This is a genomic window from Lentzea sp. JNUCC 0626 (assembly GCF_043632865.1).
Taxonomy (GTDB): domain Bacteria; phylum Actinomycetota; class Actinomycetes; order Mycobacteriales; family Pseudonocardiaceae; genus Lentzea.
On record NZ_CP171635.1, the window covers coordinates 1,615,283 to 1,635,166 of the forward strand.

Sequence of the window (19,884 nt, forward strand, 5' to 3'; positions counted from 1 at the left end):
CCGTCTGAACACGAATACACCGGCAACGTCTTGAGCCACGCCACTAGCTGGTGAACGGATCCGATCTGGTGCCGCGCTGAGGAAGGTGGGTCGTCATGAGGGGCACTCGTCGTCGCAGAGCGCGCGTTCGCGGTGGTTCGCCGAACGTCGTGAGGGGTGCTGACCTGTGAGCGGCGGCCTCGGGACGGCCTTGCGCGCCCTGCCCCGGCCGGTGGCCGTGGCGGTGGGCGGCGGGGGAGTGCTCGGAGCGGCGCACGTCGGTGTCGGGCACGCGTTGGAGGAGCGTGGCTTCGTGCCGGATCTCGTGGTCGGCACGTCGGTGGGTGCGCTCACCGGCGCGATCGCGGCGGGGCACCCCGGCAGGGCCGCGCAGTGGCTGGACACCGTGTGGACCCGGTTGCGGCGCCGGGAGGTGTTTCCGCTCGGGTACATGTCTTCGCGGGCCAGCGTCTTCACCGATCGCGGCCTGCGCCGGTTGATAGGTCGTGCCGGGTTGCCGGAGCGGATCGAGGAGCTCGCGATCCCGTTCACGGCGGTGGCCATGGACCTGGGGTCCGGGGCCGAGGTCCTGCTGGACCACGGCGACCTGGAGTCCGCTCTGCTCGCCAGCGCCGCGATTCCCGGGATTTTGCCGCCGGTGGACAGGGACGGGCGCACGCTCGTCGACGGGGGAGTCATCGCCTACGTGCCGGTGCGCGCGGCGTTGCGGGCCGGGGCGGCCAGCGTCGTGGTGCTCGCGGTCGGGCCGGAGACCTCGCCGCTGTGGCCGATCGTGCCCCGGCGGAGAGCTGGGGCGATCGCCGCGCGGGCGACGGTGCTGGCGTTCCGCCACCAGATCGAGCGCGACCTGCGTGAGGTGTCCGAACGGGTTCCGGTCGTCGTGGTGCCGACCGGGGTCGAGGAGTGGCCCGCGCCGTGGGACTTCCGGCACTCCGGGCGGTTGATCACCACCGCGGCGCGGACCGCGGGGCGGTTTCTGGACGACATGCGGGTCAGCGGGCCCGGTCTGTACCGCGACGCGGGGGCCGGGGTAGTGGAGGTGGGGCGATGAGCACGATCGCGTTCCTGAACATCGGCATGCACGGGCGGGTCAACCCGACGTTGCCGGTCGTGGCCGAGTTGGTCCGGCGCGGACATTCGGTCAGCTATCACACGTCACCGGCGTTCGGCGCCGAGATCGAGGCCGCCGGCGCGACGGTGCACCTCTATCCGGGAGGCGATCAGCCGTTGCCCGATCCGCCCATGCCGATCACGCTGGTGGACGGGCTCGCGCGCACCGCGGCACAGCTCGTGCCGTCGGTGCTCGGCGATCTGCGGCGCGTCCGGCCGGACCTGATCGTGCACGACAACGCCTGCGTGTGGGGAGCCGTCGCGGCGCGTGAACTCGGCGTGCCGGCCGCCTCGTCGTACACGACGTTCGCCTTCAACCGGCAGGTGCCGAGCCCGACCCGTGCCTCGCTGGAACTGCTCTACGGGGCGAAGCCGTCGTACTTCGGGCGGTTCCTGCTCTCGCGGTGGCGGCTGGGGCGCCGCTTCGACACGCGCGGGTTGCCCGTGGTCGACCTGGGCAACATCCGCCAGCCGCTCAACCTGGTGTTCACCTCGCGGGAGTTCCAGCCCGGTGCCGACGACTTCGACGAGTCCTACCGGTTCGTCGGCCCGAGCATCGGCGCCCGTCCACCGGACTCGTCGTTCCCGGTCGACGAGTTGCGCGGCCCGGTGTTGTACGCGTCGCTGGGAACGGTGTTCAACGCCGATCCCCGGCTGCTGCGCACCTTCGCGGCGGCGCTGGCCCCGCTGGGCGGCACCGTGATCGTCTCGACTGGACAGACTGATCCGGCCGCGCTGGAACCGTTGCCCGCCAACGTGATCGCCCGCAGTTTCGTGCCGCAGCCGGAGGTGCTGGCGCGCGCCGCGCTGTTCGTCACGCACGGCGGGATGAACAGCGCCAACGAGGCGTTGTACGCCGGGGTACCGACGCTGGTGGTGCCGCAGGGCGCGGACCAGCCGCTGGTGGCGCGCCGGATGGTGGAACTCGGCGCGGGGCTGTCGATCCGGAGCGCGGAGGTCACCGAGGACTCGGTGCGGGAGCGCGCGCGGCTCCTGCTCGAGGACCCGCGGTTCCTCGTCGCCGCCGGCCGGATGCGGACCGCTCAGCACAGCGCCGGTGGGTATCGGCGCGCCGCCGACGAACTCGAGCGCTACCTGCGGGCGACGAGCCCGGTCGCGCTGCGCAGCGAGGTGGAGTGATGTCGGCCGCCGTCGTGGTGCTGCTCCTGGCCGCCGGGTTGTCCGAGGCCGTCGGCCGCGTGCTGCCCTTCCTGGTGCGGCGACCGGGCACGTCGTGGCAGGCCGTGGCGAGCCTGCTCACGACCGGTGGCCTGATCGAGGCCGCGGTGTTCGCCCTGTGGCCGTTGGCCGCGTGGACCCTGGCCGGGCTGGTGCCGTCCACGTCGTCTCCGGGCGAGGTGCTGACGTGGACACCGGGCCTGGTCGTGCCGCTCGTGCTGGCGGCCGTTCTCGCGTTCCCGCTGCTCGGACCGCTGCTGCACCTCCTGCTGCTGGTGGGCGTGGGCGCGAGCCTGGCGGGCCCGCTGGCGGTCGCGACCGGACTGGGCTGGTGGGCCGCCGCCGGATGCGTCGCCGTCGCGGGAATCGGGCTCGGTGTCGCGGTGGAGGGCGTGCGGCGGCTGGTCGGGCAGTTGACCGCGACCGGGACGAGGGAGGCGATCGCGTGAACGGGTTCCTGCTCTGGGCTCTCGTGCTCGGGCCCGTCCTGCTCGCGGAAGGCCTGCTGGCCCGCTACGAACTGCTCATCTACGGAGCCGGGTGGCGGACTCCCACGAGCGAACTGCCGTCGGGGGTGCCCTACGCGCGCGGCGCGGAGCCTGACCGTCCTCCGGCCGCCTACCTGGTCTACCTGGACGGCATCGGCAAGCGCAGGGTCCGCGACAGCCGTGACGGTGGCCAGCTGGTGAAGGCACTGCTGGAGGGTGCTCCCGAACTCCGGGTGCTGGGCCAGGTCCAGCCCTACTCGCCGCTGGCCGATCCGCTCGCCGACCGGCCGGTGTGGACGTGGCTGCGGCGGCGCGCGGGGCTGCTGTTGTTCCTGCACAACGTCGTGCAGATCTTCGTGGCCGCCGACCACCGGTACCGCCCGCTGTACAACCGCGCTGTCGGCGTGCAGATCGCGACCCAGCTCCAGCGCGCCGGCTACCAGGCCGGCAGCGGCGTGCCGGTGGTGCTGCTCAGCTACAGCGGCGGCGCCCAGGTCGCCACCGGTGCGGTGGAACTCCTGCACGCGACGCTGCGGTGCCCGCTGGTGCTGATCACGCTCGGCGGGTTCCACAACGGCGCCAACGACATCGGCCACGCCGAGCACCTGTACCAGCTCACCAGCGCGGCGGATCGCATCGAACGCGTGGGCACCTGGCTGTTCCCCCAACGCTGGCGGTGGGCGCGCACGAGCGGGTGGAACAAGGCGGCGCGCGCGGGAAAGGTGACCACTCTGCTGCTCGACCCCGCCACCCACGTGGGCCCGTTCAGCTACATCAGCCCCACGGCCGAACTCCCCGACGGCCGCACCCACCTCGCCCGCACCGCCGACACGGTGATCAGGCTGATCCGCGCCCGGCAGAACGCGATCAAGGACGACACGCTGCCGTAGGACTTTCCCGCCGGGACATTTCGGACGAAGATGACTGCCGTCGTCGATCGCGGGCTGACCAGCACTGATCGGCCGAAGCGAAGGCGGGCAGCGGTGCGCAAGCGGGTGGGACTGATCGGCCGGGAGCCGGAGCGGGCGGCTTTCGACCAGATGCTCGCCGCGGTGCGCTCGGGGGAGAGCCGGGTGCTCGTGCTGCACGGCGAACCCGGCGTGGGCAAGTCGGCGTTGCTGGACCACGTGCGGGACTCCGCGACGGGCCTGCGGGTGCTGCGGGCGTTCGGGGTCGAGTCCGAGATGGAACTGGCGTTCGCGACGCTGCACCAGTTCTGCGTGCCCCTGCTCGACCGGATGAAGGACCTTCCGGCACCGCAGCGCGACGCGCTGGAAACGGTGTTCGGGATGCGCGCGGGAGACGCTCCGGAACGCTTCCTGGTGGGGCTGGCGGTGCTGAGCCTGCTGTCGGACGCGTCCGAGGACGGTCCGGTGCTGTGCCTGGTCGACGACTCCCAGTGGATGGACCAGGCCTCGGCCCAGGTCCTCGGGTTCGTCGCGCGCCGCCTGCTCGCCGAGTCCATCGCCCTCGTCTTCGCCTCGCGGGAACGCACGCAGGACCTGTTCGGCCTGCCGGAGCGGGAGGTCGGCGGCCTGACCAAACCAGACGCGTCGGCCCTGCTGGACTCGGCGACGCACGCCGGACTCGACCGCCGGATCCGCGACCGCATCCTCACCGAGGCACGGGGCAACCCGCTCGCCCTGCTCGAACTCCCGCGTGAGCTGACCGTCACCCAGGTGGCGGGCGGCTTCGGGCTGCTGCACACCGACGCCCTGCCGAGCCGGATCGAGGAGAGCTTCCTCAGCCGGATCGAGGGACTGCCGGCACCCAGCCGGATGCTCCTGCTCGTGGCGGCCGCCGAACCGGTCGGCGACCCCACCGTCGTGTGGCGTGCCGCCGAACGTCTCGGTGTCGCGCCGGCGACGGCGCTCGGCGACGAGATGAACGAGCTGCTGTCGTTCGACGTGCGGGTGATCTTCCGGCACCCGCTGGTGCGCTCCGCCGTCTACCGCGCCGCCGGCGAGGACGAGCGCCGGACCGTGCACCGCGCGCTGGCCGAGGTCACCGACCCGGTGACGGACCCGGACCCGCGGGTGTGGCACCTGGCCGCCGCGGCCGCCGAACCGGACGAGGTGGTCGCCGCCGAGCTGGAACGGGCCGCCGTCCGCGTGCAGGCGCGCGGCGGACTGGCTGCCGCCGCGGCGTTCCTGCGCCGGTCCGTCGCGCTCACCGTCGATCCGGCCCGCCGGGTGGAACGTGCGGTGGACGCCGCCGACGCCAGCGTCCGGGCGGGCGACCTGGCCGCGGCGCAGGAACTCGTCGACCTCGTCGAGCTGGACGCGACGGACGAGTTCCACCAGGTGCGGGCGCAACTCGTCCGAGGGCGCATCGCCTACGCGGCCGGCTCCTTCACCGAGGCGCAGGGCACGCTGTTGGCGGCCGCGCAACGGCTGGAACGCTTCGACATGGATCTCGCGCGGGAGACCTACCTCCTCGCGTGGGGTACCGCTGCCGACGGAGGACGGCTCCGGGCGATCTCGCAGGCGATCAGGGAACTCCCCGCACCCGAAGGCGGGCCGCGCCCGATCGACCTGGTGCTCACCGGGTGTTCCCTGCTCGCCATCGACGGCCGCAGCGCCGCGATCGGCACGTTGCGCAGGGCCATGACCGCGTTGTCCGACCTGCCCGTGCAGGACCTGCTGAAGTGGGGCTGGGCGGCCTGTGGAGTGAGCCCGGCGGTCTGGGACGAGCAGGTCATGTGCGCGACCTACGCGCGAGCGGTCGAGGTGGCGCGGTCGGCCGGAATCCTCACCGAGCTGCCGATCTACCTCGTCTGCCTGGGCTCGGCGAACTCGTTGACGGGGGACTTCGCGAGCGCCGCCTCGATGATCGCCGAGGCCGACGCCGTCGCCGCGACCACCGGTGTGCCCGTCGCCCCGTACGCGACGCTCATCCTCACCGCGTTGCAGGGCAAGGAAACGGAGGCGGCACGTCTGGTCGCCGCCACGATCGGGGAACCGGTGGTGGACCGTCGTGCGGCGGGGGTGACGACCGCTCACTGGGCCGCCGCCGTGCTCTACAACGGCCTGGGCCGCTACGAGGAGGCACTGGCTGCCGCGAGGGCGAGTGCCGGGATCGCGCAGCTGATCGTCTCGGTCTGGGTGCTGCCCGAACTCGCCGAAGCGGCGATGCGGGTCGGGGACGACGAGATCGCGCTCGAAGCGGTGCGGCGCCTGGCCGAGGCGGCGGAGGCATGCGACACGAACTGGGCGCAGGGAATCCTGGCCCGCTGCCGTGCGCTGCTGGGCGGGACCGGGGCGGAGGAGTTGTACCGCGAGGCGATCGAACGGCTGGGCCGCACCCTGCTGCGCCCCGACATCGCACGCGCACACCTGCTGTACGGCGAGTGGTTGCGCCGGCAGTCGAGGCGGGTCGACGCACGGCACGAGCTGAACACGGCGTACGAGATGTTCGTGTCGATCGGCATGGCGGCCTTCGCCGAACGGGCCCGGCGCGAACTGCTCGCCAACGGCGAACGCGTCGGTGAGCGCGTCGTCGAGGTGGCGCCGACCGCGAAGCTGACACCGCAGGAACGGCAGATCGCGCTGCTCGTCCGGGAGGGCCTGTCCAACCCGGAGGTCGGCGCGCAGCTCTTCCTCAGCACGCGCACGGTCGAATGGCACCTGCGCAAGGTGTTCACCAAGCTGTCGATCACGTCGCGGCGGCAGTTGCGCGAGGCCCTGCCGCACGGTGACTGACGCCGGTCTCAGGTCCGCCGCAGCACCGCTTCGACGTCGAGGGTGATCTGCACCTTGTCGCCGACCACCACGCCACCTCCGTCGAGCGGCAGCTTGATGTCGACGCCGAAGTCGTTGCGGTCGATGGCGGTCGAGGCCGACACGCCGAGCCGCGTACCGCCCTGGTCGTCCACTCCGATGCCGTTGAACTCCAGCGCCAGGGCCACGGCCCGCGTGACGCCCTTGATGGTCAACGACCCGTCGAGGACGAGGCCTCGGGCGCCCAGGCGGACGCCGGTGGAGTGGAAGGTCCAGTGCGGGTGCCTCTCGACGTCGAAGAAGTCGGCGGAACGGACGTGCGCGTCCCGCTGACTGTTGCCCGTGTCGATGGACGCCGGCCGGATCGACGCCGTGACAACCGAATCCTCGATCTGGGCGCCGGTCACGATCTGCCCGGAGAAGTCGGCGAACCGGCCGCGGACCTTGCCCACCATGAGGTGCCGGACGCTGAACGAGACGTCGGAGTGCGTCGGGTCGATGTCCCAGGTGCCCGCGAGGTAGCCGGGGACGTCGGTGGTGGCCGTGATGGTCATCGTTGCTCCCTGAGGTCACTTCATCACTTGGAATGTCCACTTGAGACCGAGAATCAGCACGATGACGAGGCCGGTCAGCAGCAGCACCGGTGAACCAGCGTTGGCGCCGATCAGCATCAGCACCACCGCGGTCGCCGCCGCGTACCACTTCCTCCTCGTGCTCTTGTCGTCGCCGAACGTGCGGAGCTTCTCGGCGAGCTCGGGATCGTCGAGCTTGATGTTCTTCTCGATGGCGCGCAACGCGCGTTGCTCTCGCCGGTTCATGGCACAGGGCTCCTCGACGTCGTGATCGTCGTGCCCGCGGTGCCCGCGAACACGGCGGCCGCGTCGGCGAGCGAACCGATCGCGGCCGGTCTTCCGGTGGTGCTGACGAACCAGGCGCAGGCCTCGGCCTTGGGGCCCATCGACCCGGCCTGGAGGTCCAGCGCGCGCAGCGCGTCAACGTCCACTGTGGACAGTGCGCGCTCGTGTGTGGTGCCGAAGTCCGCTCGCACCGAGTCGACGTCGGTCAGCACGATCAGCCGGTCGGCCTCGAGTTCGATCGCGAGGAGGGCGGCGGTCAGGTCCTTGTCGACCACGGCCTGCACGCCCTCCAACCGGCCGTGTTCCCGCACGATCACCGGCACGCCTCCGCCACCTCCACAGATCACCGTGGCGCCCGAGGCCAGCAGGCGGCGGATCGTGGGCAGCTCCACGACCAGCCGGGGCTCGGGAGACGCGACGACGCGCCTCCAGCCGGAGGTGTCCCTCGCGACGGTCCAGCCGTGCTCGGCCGCGAGACGGCGCGCTTCCCTTTCGGGGTACGTGGTTCCCACGAACTTCGCCGGAGCGTCGAACGCCGGGTCGTCGTGGTCGACCACGGTCTGCGTGACGACCGCGACGACCGGCGTGGGCACCCCGGCGTTGCCCAGTTCCTGCGCGAGCCAGTAGCCGATCATGCCCTGGGTCTGCGCGCCGAGGGCGTCGAGCGGGTACGGGTGCGTGAGCTCCGGGTCGTTCTCGCTCTCCAGGGCGAGCACCCCGACCTGAGGCCCGTTGCCGTGGCACACCACGAGTGCGTGTTCCGCGGCCAACGGTGCCAGTGCCCGCGCCGCCGCCCGCACGTGCCGTTGCTGCACGGCCGCATCGGGGCGCTCTCCGCGTTCGAGCAGTGCGTTTCCGCCCAGGGCGACGACGAGCACCATGTCATCGCCCCAATGCCGTCACGAGCAGGGCCTTGATGGTGTGCATCCGGTTCTCGGCCTGCTGGAAGACCACCGAGGCGGCGGAACCGAACACGTCGTCGGTGACCTCCGCGCCCACGAGCCCGAACCGTTCGCAGACACGGCGGCCCACGGCCGTGGTGGCGTCGTGGACCGCCGGAAGACAGTGCATGAACCTGGTGTCGGTGCGGCCGGTCCTGGCCATCGCGTCTGCCGTCACGCGGTAGGGCAGCAGCAGCGGAACCCGGTGCTCCCACTGGGATTCGGCCTCGCCCATGCTGACCCACACGTCCGTGTACACGAAGTCGGCGCCCAGCAGACCGGCGTCGACGTCGTCGGTGACCATCACCCGCGCGCCGCTCGCGAGGGAGTGCCGCTGAGCGTCCGCGACGAGGGAGTCCGGCGGCCACAGCTCACGGGGCGCGACGATGCGCACGTCCATGCCCAGCAACGCACCTGTGGCCAGCAACGACCTCGCGACGTTGCTCCGCCCGTCACCGAGGAAGCAGAAGCTGATCGCGCCGACCTCGCCGGGACGGCACTCGCGCATCGTGAGCACGTCGGCGAGCATCTGGGTCGGGTGCCACTCGTCGGTCAGGCCGTTCCAGACCGGTACCCCCGCGTGCCTGCTCATCTCCTCGACCGTGCTCTGCGCGAACCCGCGGAACTCGATGCCGTCGAACATCGCGCCGAGCACCCGCGCGGTGTCCGCGACGCTCTCCTCCTGCCCGAAGTGCGAACCCGACGGGCCGAGGTAGGTGACGTGGGCGCCCTGGTCGTACGCGGCGACCTCGAACGCACACCGCGTGCGCGTCGAGTCCTTTTGGAACACCAGGGCGATGTTCTTGCCCGTCAGAGTGCGCTGTTCGCGGCCGGACGCCTTGGCCGCCTTGAGCTCGGCGGCCAGGTCGAGCATCTCGACGAACTCCGCGCGGTCGAGGTCGGTCACGGTGAGCAGTGAGCGCGGTGAGCTGGCGAGGGTCATGACGGCTCCTTGGACGGGACGGGGTCGCGCAGGATCGGGCAGCTCATGCACCGCGCGCCACCGCGGCCGCGGCCGAGTTCGCTGCCGCGCAGGCCGATCACCTCGATGCCGTGGTCGCGCAGCATCTGGTTCGTGGTGGTGTTGCGGTCGTAGCCCAGGACGACCCCCGGTGCGACGGCGAGGAAGTTGTCCGCGTCGTTCCACTGCTCGCGCTCGGCTTCGCGGCGGCCCTCGGCCGCCTTGAGGATGCGGACGTCGGTGCCGAGGGCCTCGCCGAGCGCCCGGGCCAGGCCGACGCGGGGCTGGACGTCGAGGTCCTTGCCGTTCGGGGTGAGCGACCAGAGCCGGGCGCCGGCGTCGTCGAAGAACGGGTAGGCGACGAAGGTCGCGGTGTCGACCATGGTCAGCACGGTGTCCAGGTGCATCGCGGAACGGGCCTTCGGCAACTCCACGGCCAGCACCCTGGTGGCGTGCCGACCGGCGAAGAGCCAGCGGGCCAGCACCTCCACGCCCATCGGGGTGGTGCGCTCGCCCATCCCGACCACGACCACGCCGTCGTCGATCACGTGGATGTCGCCGCCCTCCAGGGTGGCGGGGAAGTGGTCGAAGTCGTCGTCGCCGTAGAGGAACTGGAAGTCGGCGCCGGCGAACATCGGGTGGTACCGGTAGACGGTGCGGCTGTTGATCGACTCCCGGCGGCGGGCCGGTTTGGCCATCGGGTTGATGGTGACGCCCCGCCCGATCCAGGCCGAGTTGTCCCGCTGGAACAACGTGTTGGGCACCGGGGGCAGGACGAAGTCGTCGGCGCCGAGGCTCTGCCACAGGACACCGTCCGGCCTGATGGCGGGCAGATCCGACTTGAGCGCACCGGCGACGAGGTAGCAGGCCAGCACGTCCGCGGGGAGGTCGAGGAACACCGCGCGCAACTGCCTGGCGGCGGCCGGCCCGAAGCGTTCCTCGGTGCAGACCCGGCTGACGGCGAAGTGCCTTCCGGCCTCGGTTTCCAGTGCCTGCGCGAGAAGGTCACCGAACAGGTGCACGCGCACGCCGTGGTTCGTCAGCACTTCGACGAACTCGTCGTGCTCGCGGCGAGCCTGGTCGGCCCACATCACGTCGTCGAAGAGCAGGTCGTCGACGTTGCCCGGGGTCAGGCGGTCCAGCTCCTGGCCCGGCCGGTGCACGATCACCTCGCGCAGCCCGCCGATCTCCGAGCTGATGCCCACCCGCAGGCCCACGCCCGCGTCGGCGCTCATCGGACGATCTCCTGACCGCGTCGCACCCTGGTCCACACGTAGACGGGCACGCCGAGCAGCAGGCAGAAGACTCCGTAGTAGGCGGCCTGGTAACCGCTTCCCGCCAGCGCCCAGAACCCGAACGCGAGGGCCAGCGCCGAGACCGTGACGTCACGGGCGAGATGCGCGATCCGCAGCCGCCGGCCCTCGCCGAGCAGCCAGCTCAGTTGCGCCGCGGCGGCGAAGAGGTAGGGGATCACCGAGGTGAACACGGACAGCAGCACGACGGTGACGAACACCTGCTCGAAGCTGGTGTAGCTGATCACGGTGAGGCCGGACGCGAACAGCGTCGAGACGATGATCCCGAACGCCGGCACCCCTGTGCGGCTCTGGTTCGCGAACCGCGTCGGGAACAACCCGTCCAGTGCGGCCGCGCGAGGCATCTCCGCCACCGTCAGCGTCCAGCCGACCAGGGCGCCGAACCCGGAGACGACAGCCGCGACGGCGACCGTCGCTCCCGCCCACTGACCGCCGAAGATCGCGTCGGCCGAGTCGCTGAACGGCGCGGTCGACCCGACGAGGTCGTCGTTCGCCACCGTGCCGAAAACCGTGATCGTGCCGAGCAGGTAGACCGCGGCGCACGCCAAAGTCCCCAGAACCGTTGCCCGGCCTACGTTGCGCTGCGGATCGCGGACCCGCCCGGCCACCACCGAGGCAGACTCGATGCCCAGGTAGCTGAACAGGGCGATGGCACCGGCGGCGCTGATCGCGCCGAGCCAGGACGTGCCGCTCGCGTTGAACTCGCCGAAGTTGGCACTGTTGACGAACAACAGCCCGACCGTCGCCATGAACAGCAACGGGATGAACTTCAGGACGGTCGTGACGACCTGGAAGACGGCGATGCTGCGCAGACCGGCGAGGTTGACCAGGGCGGGCAGCCACAGCCCTGTCAACGCGATGACGATCGACCACCCGGTGCGGTGACCGGTGTTCCAGAAGACCTCGACGTAGCCCACCCAGGCCACCACGATCGCCGCGTTGCCCGCCCACGCGGTGATCCAGTAGCTCCAGGCGATGAGGAAGCCGCCGAACTCGCCGAACGCCTCGCGGGCGTAGACGTACGGGCCGCCGGTTCCCGGCCACCGGGCCGCCAGGGCGCGGAACGCCAGGGCGAGAGCGATCGCGCCGATCGTGACGAGTGCGAACGCCACCAACGAGATCGGGCCGAACACCGCGAGCGCGGAGGGCAGGGCGAACACACCGGTGCCGATGACCGATCCGACCACGAGCGCCGACGCCGTACCGACACCGAAACGGCGTTCCGGCTCGGTCCCAGCGGCCGGTGGGGACACTGCGCCGTCCAGGTGCTGAGGGTGTGCGGTGCGCGGGCCCATCACGGCACCTCCGTCGCGTGCTGCGGCCGCACGACCGCCACCGGGCAGGGGGAGTGGTGCAGCACCGAGTGGCTGACCGAGCCGAGCACGAGACCCGCCGCGCTGCCCCGGCCGTGCGATCCGACCACCACCAGCTGGGCTTTCGCCTCGGCTGCCTGGTCGAGCAACGCGCGGGCGGGCTGGTCGCGCACGACGACGCGCCGCACCTCGACGTCGGGGTGCTTCTCGCTCCACCCCGCCAGCCGTTCGGCGAGCACGCTGTTCTCCCCGGCCTCCACCGCGTCCCACTCCACCGGCTCCGTCACGGCGACGGGAATCGCGTAGTCGTTCCAGGCGTGCACCGCGATCAACGGCACGCCACGCGCGTCCGCCGCGTCGAACGCGAACTCAAGTGCCGTCTCGCTGATCGGTGAGCCGTCGACGCCGACCACGATCGGACCGGCGTCGACCGCGTCGTCCCCGCGCACGACCACGACCGGGCACTCCGCCTGGGCGGCCAGCCTGATCGCGACGGAACCGAGCAGCAGCGAGGTGATCCCGCCGAGACCGCGGTCACCGATGACCAGCAGCCCGGCGGTGCGCGACTCGGCGACGAGCAGCGCCACCGGGTAGCCGTCCATGGTCAACTCGGAGATCTCGACACCTTCGGAGGCGTGCCGCGCGGCGTCGGCGGCCGCGGCCACCGTCTCCCAGGTCTTCTGCAGCATCGACTCCCGGTAGTCGCCGAGTCCCGGATCGCCCAGGTGCTTCCTGCCGGACCAGCCGAACGCGCTCACCAGGTACACCGGTGCGCCTCGGCGCGCGGCCTCGCGTGCGGCCCAGCGGGCGGCGTCCAGTGCTGAGGACGACCCGTCGATGCCTACGACGACCGGGAGGCTCTTGTCTCGCCACTGTCCCATCTCGTGCTCCTGTCCGAAGTGGCCGTGTGGCGACTAGGACAGGACGGGTGCGCGGAACCGTGACAGCGAAGCCGGTCAGATGTCGGACAGTGCGGCGCGGAGGTCCCTGCGCGAGCCGATGTCGAGCTTGGCGAACACCTTGCGCAGGTGCCATTCGACGGTGCGGGGACTGAGGAACAGCTCGGCACCGATCTCGGAGTTGGTCCTGCCGTCGGCGGCGAGCCGCGCGATCTGGGCTTCCTGAGTCGTGAGGGCCTCGCGGGATTCGGCCGCACGAGGGCGCACCGTCTCGCCGATGGCCTGCAACTCCCGGCGGGCGCGCTCGGCGAAGGCGTCGGCACCGAACCCGTGCAGCATGGCGTGCGCGGTCCGCAACTGGTCGCGTGCCTCGTCACGCCGGCCCTCGCGGCGCAGCCACTCGCCGTACCCGAGGTGGGCGCGGGCCAGGTACACGGCGACGCGGGTGCGTTCGAGGTGTTCGATCGCCTTGCGGTACAACCGATCCGCGGCGGAGCCGGCGCGCAGCATCGCCTGCGACCAGGCGAGCACTCCGAGCGCCCACTCCGTCCCACTGGCGACGGCGCGTTCCTCGATCAGCCGTGCGGCAGCGGTGGCCGCCTCCGCAGCGCCTGTCTTCACGCCCGCCTCGACCAGTTCCACGAGCGCGAGGCCGAAGATCCCCAGATCGTCGTGCTCGCACGCCTGCTCCGCGCACGCCAGGGCCTTCTCGTGCTGACCGAGTCCGTTGCACAGCACCGCGTTCAGGAAGTACCGGCCGCCGATCGCCCGGCCCTCACCCCAGGTGCTCGCCCAGCGGGCACCGGCCTTGAGAGCCGAGGTCGCTTCGGGATCACCGCGCCACGCCTGCAGCGCCACCCTGGGATAGCCGAGGTGCGAGTTGCCGGTCACCTTCAGAATCGCGTCGGACTCCGCGATCAACGCCGAGGCGAGGTCGAATTCGCCGGAGTGCAGGTGCACGACGGCGCGGTAGGACAACGCCAGAGGCAGGAAGTGCAGCGCACCGGTGTCCCGGGCCGTCCGCACCGCGTGCGTGACCAGTTCGTGCCAGGTCTCGTCGTCCCACATGTCCGCGGCGGTCAGCCACGCGAGCCACAGCCAACGCATGACGTCGTCGCCGCGTTCCGATGCCTCTCGGCGGAACGCGCGCAACGCGTCGTTCAGCAGCGGCGCGCCCTCGACGTAGCCTTCGGCGAACCGCACGGCCAGGCCGTCCAGCAGGGCGTCGACGGGGCGCGCGGGCAGCGGTCCCGCCGGCGCGGCGAGGGCGGCCCCGGCCACCTCCCGCAGCGCGTGCGGGCCGTTCAGCCGACCGGCGAAGACGGCGGAGCCGATTGCTTCGAGGTAGACCTCGCGGGCCTGGCCGTCGTCGAGCCGTTCCAGCCGTCCGGCCGCGTCGAGCAGCAACGGCAGCGCGTCACCACCACGTCTGCGGGCGAAGGCGATCTGGGCGCGCAGCCGGGTCGAACGGCCGCGCTGGAGCGCGTCCAGCGGGCTCATCTCCGCGGCGGCGAGCAGTTCGAGCGCCGCGTCGGGGCTGCCCGCCTCGAACGTCGCGTGCGCCGCGGCCAACGCCCTCGTGCCGCGCCGGAACGGATCCGGGGTCAGCGCGGCGGCGCGAGCGAGGAACGCCGCTGCCGCCGCGACACCGCCACGGGCCTGAGCCCTGTCCGCCGACAGTTCGAGCTCACCCGCCACGGCTTCGTCGGGTTCGGCGGCGGCGTGGGCGCGGTGCCAGGCCCGGCGATCCGGGGCCGACTCGGGATCGGTCGCCGCGGCCAGCGCGCGGTGCACGTCCCGGCGCACCTCGTGGTCCGCCGCGCGGTAGGCCGCCGATCGCACCAGGGGGTGGTGGAACCGGACCCGTGCGCCGAACTTGATCAGACCGGCCGCCTCCGCCGCCGACGCCGCCTCCACCCCGATGTCGAGCAGTTCGGCGACCCGCCGGAGCAACGACAGGTCGCCCACCGGTTCCGCGGCCGCCACGAGCAGCAGCCGTTGCGTCTCGTCGGGGAGCAGGCCGATGCGCCGCAGGAAGCTCTGCTCGATCTGACTCGCGAGCGGGCGCACGTCCGGCCTCGCGAACCCGCCTGCCAGTTCGGCGCCGGTCAGGCCGCGCGGCAACTCCAGCAACGCCAGGGGGTTGCCCCGTGCCTCGGCGACGATCCGGTCCTTCACCCGCTCGTCCACCCGTCCGATGAGGACTGAGTCCAGCAGGGCCCGCGCGTCGCGGTCCGGCAGCCCCCGCACCAGGAGTTCCGGCAGGCCTTCCAGGTGGTCCTCACCCGCGGAGGTCCGCACCGCGAACACGAACACCACCCGTTCGGCGAGCAGCCGCCGCGCCGCGAACGCCAGCGTCTGCGCCGACACGCGGTCGAGCCACTGGGCGTCGTCCACGACGCAGCACAGCGGCTGGTGTTCCGCGGCCTCGGCCAGCAGGCTGAGCACGGCGAGCCCGACCAGGAACCGGTCCGGCGCGGTCCCCGTGCTCAGCCCGAACGCGATCATCAGCGCGTCCCGCTGCGGTCCGGGAAGCCGGTCGAGGTGCGCCATCATCGGCACGCAGAGCTGGTGCAGGGCCGCGAACGCCAGTTCCATCTCGGACTCGGCACCGGAGGCGCGCGTGATCCGGAACCCCGCCGCTCCGTCCACGACGTGTTCGACCAGAGCGGACTTGCCGATCCCCGCCTCGCCGCGCAGGACGAGCACCTGGCTGCGCCCCGACCTCGCCGCCGAGAGCAGCCCGTCCAGCACCCCGGACTCGTCGCGCCGTCCACGCAGTCGGGGTTGAGGTCCGCTGCTCGTCATCACCACCACCGCGCGGGTCGGACGGACCCGCCGATGATCACGCCGGGCCGCCCCATGATGCCCGGTCGGGGTGCGATCCGCACCGGCGTCCACGGGGTGGGGCCAGTGACCACGGGGCCCCTGGTCCCCAGGGGGCCAGGGATCCACCAGTGGCGGTCAAGGGCGCGATCGCGATCCGCGGGGGACGACGGTGGCAGTCCCCGACGAACGGATGCCCGTCATGAACTCGACGAACGAGAACATCGCGCCGATCCCGAGTCCCAGATCGCACCACGACGGGGACGCCGCCGACGCGGCGGACTTCCAGCGCCTGCGGCCGCGCCTGTTCGGGATCGCCTACCGGATGCTGGGCAGGGCCGCCGACGCGGAGGACGTCGTGCAGGACGTCTGGCTGCGCTGGCAGGGCGTGGACCGGGAACGGGTGCGGGACCACATGGCGTACCTCGCGACGATCACCACGAGGACCACGCTCAACTTCCTCGCCCTGGCCCGGGTCCAGCGCGAGATTCCCGTCGCGCGATGGCTGCCGGGCCAGGAACCCGTGACCGACGACCCTTCGCTGACCGTGGAGCGCACGGTCGACCTCGAACAGGGCGTCGTGGTGATGCTGCAGCGGCTGTCCCCGGCCGAGCGGGCGGTGTTCGTGCTGCGGGAGGCGTTCGGCTACCCGTTCCGCGACATCGCCGAGGTGCTCGGGCTGAGCGAGGCCAACGCCCGGCAGATCCGCCGGCGTGCCGGTGAGCACCTCGCCGGGGGCCAGCTCAAACCGCTTCGGCACGAGGACTGCGACCGGCTGGTGGGCGCGGTGCTCGACGCGGGCCGGGTCGGCGCCCTGGAGGACCTCGAACGCACGCTGGCCGGCGACGTGCTGGCCCACCGCCTCTCAGCCGCGCTGAGCCGCGCGTCGTGAGGTCGCGGTGCGTCCTCGCGACCGAAGCCGGGACGCCGCGTTGACCGCCAGTTTGACCAGTTCTTCCGTCCACAGCACCGAGGACGCGACCGCCGCGGCCAGCACCCAGTCGGCGCCGGTGAGCGCCTCGGTGCCGAACACCGACTGCGCGGCAGGGACGTGCACCGCGCAGATCTGCAGGACGAGCACCGCTCCCATCGCCGTCCACAGCTTCCCGTTGCGGAACAACATCGGTCCGAACGCGCTGTCGCTCTCGTCGCGGACGTTGAGGATGTTGACCAGCTGGAACAACACGAACGTGGTGAACGCCAGGGTGTGCGCGACGCCGGCGCCGCGCTCGAGCCCGTGGTGGTGGACCGCCAGGGTGCCGGACACCATCACCACCGCGGACAGCACGATCCTGCCCAGTCGTCGTCGAGACAGGATGTGCGCGCCACGGCGCCGGGGCGGTTCCCGCATCACCGACCTGCGGGCCGGCTCGAGGCCGAGCGCGAGAGCCGGGGGACCGTCAGCGATCACGTTGACCCACAACAACATCAGCGGGTTGAGCACGCCGGTGCCAGCGAACAGGAGCGACCCGGTGATCATGGTGAGGATCGCCGCGACGTTGGTGGTGACCTGGAACCGCACGAACTTCACGATGTTGTCGTAGATCGTGCGACCGGCGCGGACCGCGCGCACGATGGTGGCGAAGTTGTCGTCGGTGAGGATCATCGCCGCGGCCTCCTTGGAGACGTCGGACCCGGTGACGCCCATGGCGATGCCGATGTCCGCGCCCTTGAGCGCGGGCGCGTCGTTGACGCCGTCACCGGTCATCGCCACGGTTTCCCCGCGCCGCTGCAGCGCCTGGACGATGCGGATCTTGTGCTCGGGCGCGACGCGGCCGAACACGCCGAGGTCGGCGGCGGCCTGTTCGAACGCCTCGTCGTCGAGCGCGTCGAGGTCGCGTCCGGTCAGGCCGCGGTCGTGCACCCCGACCGCGCGGGCGATGGACGTGGCGGTGGCCAGGTGATCGCCGGTGATCATCTTGACGGTGATGCCGGCGGTGCGGCATTCGGCGATGGCGTCGTGCGCTTCCGGTCTCGGCGGGTCGAGGAGCCCGAAGAGCCCCACCAGCACCAGCCGTTCGGGCAACGCGGGCGTGTCACCCGTCGCGATCACCTGCGCCGGGCAGGAGCCCGCCGCGATCGCGAGCACGCGCTCGCCGCGTTCGGCCAGTCTGTCGAACTCGCCGGTGAGGTGGGCGCGGGCGGCCAGGTCCAGCGGCACTTCGCCGGAGGACAGCCGCACGTGCGTGGCCAGGCCGAGCAGGACGTCCGGGGCGCCCTTGACGAAGCGTCCACGACGTCTCCCCGGCGGTGGTAGGTGGCCATGTACCTGAGCGCCGAGTCGAACGGGATCTCGGCCACCCTGGGACGGGACGCGCGCAGTGCGGCGACGTCGATCCCCGCCTTGCCCGCCACGGCGACCAGAGCGCCTTCGGTCGGGTCGCCCACCAGCGTGCTGCCGTGGACCTCCGCGTCGTTGCACAGCACGGCCGGGACGAGCAGCCCGCTGAGATCACCGGGGTCCGCGTGGTCCTCGGCGGTGATCGTCCCGCCGGGACCGTAGCCCTCGCCGCTGACCCGGTAGTGGCGGCTCGCGTGCCACAACGACCGGGCGGTCATCTCGTTGAGCGTGAGGGTGCCGGTCTTGTCGGTGCAGATGACGGTCGTCGACCCGAGGGTCTCCACGGCGTTGAGGCGCTTGACGATGGCGCGCTGGCGGGCCATGCGGCGCAGGCCGAGCGCCAGCGTGACGGTGACGACGGCCGGGAGACCTTCGGGGATCGCCGCGACGCCGAGCGCGACCGCCAGCGTGATGATCTCCCCGACGCCGCGACCTGCGTACCACTGCAGCGCCACGACCAGCAGCACCGCGCCGCCGGCGAGGTAGGCGAGGTGCGTGCCGAGCCGGTCCAGCTGGTGTTGCAGCGGGGTCCTGGTGGTCTCGGTGCGGTCCAGCAGACCGGCGACCTCGCCGATCTCGGTGCGCATGCCGGTGGCGGTGACGACGAACTCGGCGCGGCCCCTGGTGACGATGCTCGTCATGTGCAGCATGGAGGTGCGGTCCGAGACGGCGACGTCCGCGGCGACGGCCGCGACCGACTTCGCCGTCGGCAGCGACTCTCCGGTCAGCCCCGACTCGTCGGCCTCCAGCCGCACCTGGGACAGCACCCGTCCGTCGGCGGGCACCCGGTCACCGGCTTCCAGCAGCACGACGTCACCGGGCACGAGGTCCGCGGCGGGCACTTCGGTCACCTCGCTCGCCCGGCGCACCCTCGCGGTCGGGCTGAGCAGGCCGCGCAACGCGGCGACCGCCTGGTCGGCGCGGCGTTCCTGCACGAAGCCGAGAACCCCGTTGAAGAGCAGGACGAGGCCGATGATCAGGGCTTCGGTGAAGGACCGCTCGACCACTCCGGCCAGGGCGGCCGCGACCACGAGCACCAGGTTCAACGGGCTCGCCACCTGGGCCACGAGCGTGCGCCACCACGGCCGTGCGGCGGTCTCGGCGAGCTGGTTGGGGCCGGTGGCGGCGAGCCTGGCCGCAGCCTCGGCCGGAGCGAGGCCGCGCGCCGGGTCGACCTCCAGGCCCGCCGCGACGTGTGGCGCGGAGAGGTGCCACGGAGCCCGCGGCAGCACCCGGCCGATCTCCGTGATCACGGCTCCGCCACGACGACAGGTCCGGGCACCAGGTAGGCGTGGACGAGGTCCGCGAGCTTGACCATGCCCACGAGCAGGCGGCCGTCGACGACCGGGAGGTGCCAGGCGCCTTCGGGCAACATCAACCGGATCGCGTCGGACACGACCACGTCCGCGCGGATCGTCATGAGCTTGGCGGTGACGACCTCGTGGACGCGGGCGTCCTCCACGCTCCTGCCGCGCGCCACCGCCGTGGCGATGTCGGCCTCGGTGATCACCGCGACGGGTTCGCGGGTGTTGTCCGCGACCACCACGAGCGAGGAGTCGTGCGAGTGCCTCATGAGGAACGTCGCCGCGGCCAGGTGGGCCCCGGCCTCGATCGTGATCAGCGGCGGCTTCATGACCTGCCGCACGGTCTGCTGGCACTCGGCCGGGGTCACCTCATCGAGGCGCAGGGAGTGCTCACCGAGCGAGGAGACCGGCAGGAAGAACCAGTGCCGGTTCACGCAGAAGATCTTCGCGTGCTCGACCGGGCCGTCGGTGCTGTCCATGACCGTGAGCCACTGGATCTCGCTCACCTCGGAACACTTTGGACACAGGGTCAGGTCCATCAGCTCGCCTTCCCATCCGCCGGGGGCACTCGTAGCCGTTCGGTCACCACGTGAGACCGGGCGTGGGAACGTGTTGTGACAGTCGTGAGCCGCG

General features: G+C 71.9%; 17 protein-coding genes. 6 read left to right on the forward strand and 11 right to left on the reverse strand.

The annotated features are described in order from the left end of the window. Positions 1-166 precede the first annotated feature (166 nt). The 5 genes from JNUCC0626_RS07350 to JNUCC0626_RS07370 all read left to right on the forward strand — a co-directional run bounded on the left by JNUCC0626_RS07350 (position 167) and on the right by JNUCC0626_RS07370 (position 6,478). A complete protein-coding gene (locus JNUCC0626_RS07350; RefSeq protein ID WP_394618907.1) occupies positions 167-1,051 on the forward strand; it encodes a patatin-like phospholipase family protein in 885 nt (294 codons plus the stop codon). Beyond that, positions 1,048-2,250: a macrolide family glycosyltransferase gene (locus JNUCC0626_RS07355; protein ID WP_394618908.1), complete on the forward strand. Its 1,203-nt coding sequence runs from the start codon at positions 1,048-1,050 to the stop codon at positions 2,248-2,250. The genes JNUCC0626_RS07350 and JNUCC0626_RS07355 overlap by 4 nt, the downstream gene beginning before the upstream one ends. Beyond that, the gene (locus JNUCC0626_RS07360; RefSeq protein ID WP_394618909.1) at positions 2,250-2,738 is read left to right on the forward strand and encodes a hypothetical protein; all 489 of its coding nucleotides are present in this window, start codon (positions 2,250-2,252) and stop codon (positions 2,736-2,738) included. The genes JNUCC0626_RS07355 and JNUCC0626_RS07360 overlap by 1 nt, the downstream gene beginning before the upstream one ends. Next, on the forward strand, positions 2,735-3,667 hold the full coding sequence (locus JNUCC0626_RS07365; RefSeq protein ID WP_394618910.1) for a hypothetical protein: 933 nt from the start codon (positions 2,735-2,737) through the stop codon (positions 3,665-3,667). The genes JNUCC0626_RS07360 and JNUCC0626_RS07365 overlap by 4 nt, the downstream gene beginning before the upstream one ends. Before the next feature lie 93 nt (positions 3,668-3,760). Further along, the gene (locus JNUCC0626_RS07370) at positions 3,761-6,478 is read left to right on the forward strand and encodes a helix-turn-helix transcriptional regulator (protein WP_394618911.1); all 2,718 of its coding nucleotides are present in this window, start codon (positions 3,761-3,763) and stop codon (positions 6,476-6,478) included. Between the two features lie 8 nt (positions 6,479-6,486). Here the strand turns inward: JNUCC0626_RS07370 and JNUCC0626_RS07375 are convergent, their stop codons facing one another. The 8 genes from JNUCC0626_RS07375 to JNUCC0626_RS07410 all read right to left on the reverse strand — a co-directional run bounded on the left by JNUCC0626_RS07375 (position 6,487) and on the right by JNUCC0626_RS07410 (position 15,588). Then, entirely contained in the window at positions 6,487-7,050 is a 564-nt protein-coding gene (locus JNUCC0626_RS07375) for a YceI family protein (RefSeq protein ID WP_394618912.1), read from the reverse strand. Positions 7,051-7,065: 15 nt separating this feature from the next. Next, positions 7,066-7,314, reverse strand: a complete 249-nt coding sequence (locus tag JNUCC0626_RS07380; RefSeq protein WP_394618913.1) for a DUF3040 domain-containing protein — start codon at positions 7,312-7,314, stop codon at positions 7,066-7,068. Beyond that, on the reverse strand, positions 7,311-8,234 hold the full coding sequence (locus JNUCC0626_RS07385; protein ID WP_394618914.1) for a carbamate kinase: 924 nt from the start codon (positions 8,232-8,234) through the stop codon (positions 7,311-7,313). The genes JNUCC0626_RS07380 and JNUCC0626_RS07385 overlap by 4 nt, the downstream gene beginning before the upstream one ends. A 1-nt stretch (position 8,235) precedes the next feature. Continuing rightward, positions 8,236-9,237: an ornithine carbamoyltransferase gene (gene argF, locus JNUCC0626_RS07390; RefSeq protein ID WP_394618915.1), complete on the reverse strand. Its 1,002-nt coding sequence runs from the start codon at positions 9,235-9,237 to the stop codon at positions 8,236-8,238. Next, positions 9,234-10,490 (reverse strand): arginine deiminase, encoded by a 1,257-nt coding sequence (locus tag JNUCC0626_RS07395; protein ID WP_394618916.1) that lies wholly within the window; start codon positions 10,488-10,490, stop codon positions 9,234-9,236. Before JNUCC0626_RS07395 ends, argF begins: the two co-directional genes overlap by 4 nt. Further along, a complete protein-coding gene (locus tag JNUCC0626_RS07400) occupies positions 10,487-11,863 on the reverse strand; it encodes an amino acid permease (protein ID WP_394618917.1) in 1,377 nt (458 codons plus the stop codon). Before JNUCC0626_RS07400 ends, JNUCC0626_RS07395 begins: the two co-directional genes overlap by 4 nt. Next, positions 11,863-12,762, reverse strand: coding sequence for a universal stress protein (locus tag JNUCC0626_RS07405; protein ID WP_394618918.1), 900 nt, complete (start codon positions 12,760-12,762; stop codon positions 11,863-11,865). The genes JNUCC0626_RS07400 and JNUCC0626_RS07405 overlap by 1 nt, the downstream gene beginning before the upstream one ends. Before the next feature lie 75 nt (positions 12,763-12,837). Beyond that, positions 12,838-15,588, reverse strand: coding sequence for an ATP-binding protein (locus JNUCC0626_RS07410; RefSeq protein WP_394618919.1), 2,751 nt, complete (start codon positions 15,586-15,588; stop codon positions 12,838-12,840). 220 nt (positions 15,589-15,808) lie between these two features. Here JNUCC0626_RS07410 and JNUCC0626_RS07415 point away from each other — a divergent pair, with 220 nt between their 5' ends. After that, complete coding sequence (locus JNUCC0626_RS07415) at positions 15,809-16,498, forward strand: sigma-70 family RNA polymerase sigma factor (protein ID WP_394618920.1); 690 nt, start codon at positions 15,809-15,811, stop codon at positions 16,496-16,498. On the opposite strand, the gene JNUCC0626_RS07420 is transcribed toward JNUCC0626_RS07415, so the two are convergent. The 3 genes from JNUCC0626_RS07420 to JNUCC0626_RS07430 are packed head-to-tail and all read right to left on the reverse strand — an operon-like array spanning position 16,472 to position 19,757. Continuing rightward, complete coding sequence (locus tag JNUCC0626_RS07420) at positions 16,472-17,767, reverse strand: cation-translocating P-type ATPase (protein WP_394618921.1); 1,296 nt, start codon at positions 17,765-17,767, stop codon at positions 16,472-16,474. The two genes, JNUCC0626_RS07415 and JNUCC0626_RS07420, sit on opposite strands and share 27 nt — an antisense overlap. Continuing rightward, entirely contained in the window at positions 17,656-19,200 is a 1,545-nt protein-coding gene (locus JNUCC0626_RS07425) for a cation-translocating P-type ATPase (protein WP_394618922.1), read from the reverse strand. The genes JNUCC0626_RS07420 and JNUCC0626_RS07425 overlap by 112 nt, the downstream gene beginning before the upstream one ends. After that, positions 19,197-19,757, reverse strand: a complete 561-nt coding sequence (locus JNUCC0626_RS07430) for a CBS domain-containing protein (RefSeq protein WP_394618923.1) — start codon at positions 19,755-19,757, stop codon at positions 19,197-19,199. Before JNUCC0626_RS07430 ends, JNUCC0626_RS07425 begins: the two co-directional genes overlap by 4 nt. Positions 19,758-19,884 lie beyond the last annotated feature (127 nt).

Bases quoted from the DNA above. Each gene is read 5' to 3' on its own strand.
- JNUCC0626_RS07410 (WP_394618919.1), bottom strand. From the start codon at position 15,588: ATGACGAGCAGCGGACCTCAACCCCGACTGCGTGGACGGCGCGACGAG.
- argF (WP_394618915.1), bottom strand. From the start codon at position 9,237: ATGACCCTCGCCAGCTCACCGCGCTCACTGCTCACCGTGACCGACCTC.
- JNUCC0626_RS07385 (WP_394618914.1), bottom strand. From the start codon at position 8,234: ATGGTGCTCGTCGTCGCCCTGGGCGGAAACGCACTGCTCGAACGCGGA.
- JNUCC0626_RS07375 (WP_394618912.1), bottom strand. From the start codon at position 7,050: ATGACCATCACGGCCACCACCGACGTCCCCGGCTACCTCGCGGGCACC.
- JNUCC0626_RS07380 (WP_394618913.1), bottom strand. From the start codon at position 7,314: ATGAACCGGCGAGAGCAACGCGCGTTGCGCGCCATCGAGAAGAACATC.
- JNUCC0626_RS07415 (WP_394618920.1), top strand. From the start codon at position 15,809: ATGAACTCGACGAACGAGAACATCGCGCCGATCCCGAGTCCCAGATCG.
- JNUCC0626_RS07355 (WP_394618908.1), top strand. From the start codon at position 1,048: ATGAGCACGATCGCGTTCCTGAACATCGGCATGCACGGGCGGGTCAAC.
- JNUCC0626_RS07405 (WP_394618918.1), bottom strand. From the start codon at position 12,762: ATGGGACAGTGGCGAGACAAGAGCCTCCCGGTCGTCGTAGGCATCGAC.
- JNUCC0626_RS07400 (WP_394618917.1), bottom strand. From the start codon at position 11,863: ATGGGCCCGCGCACCGCACACCCTCAGCACCTGGACGGCGCAGTGTCC.
- JNUCC0626_RS07395 (WP_394618916.1), bottom strand. From the start codon at position 10,490: ATGAGCGCCGACGCGGGCGTGGGCCTGCGGGTGGGCATCAGCTCGGAG.
- JNUCC0626_RS07360 (WP_394618909.1), top strand. From the start codon at position 2,250: ATGTCGGCCGCCGTCGTGGTGCTGCTCCTGGCCGCCGGGTTGTCCGAG.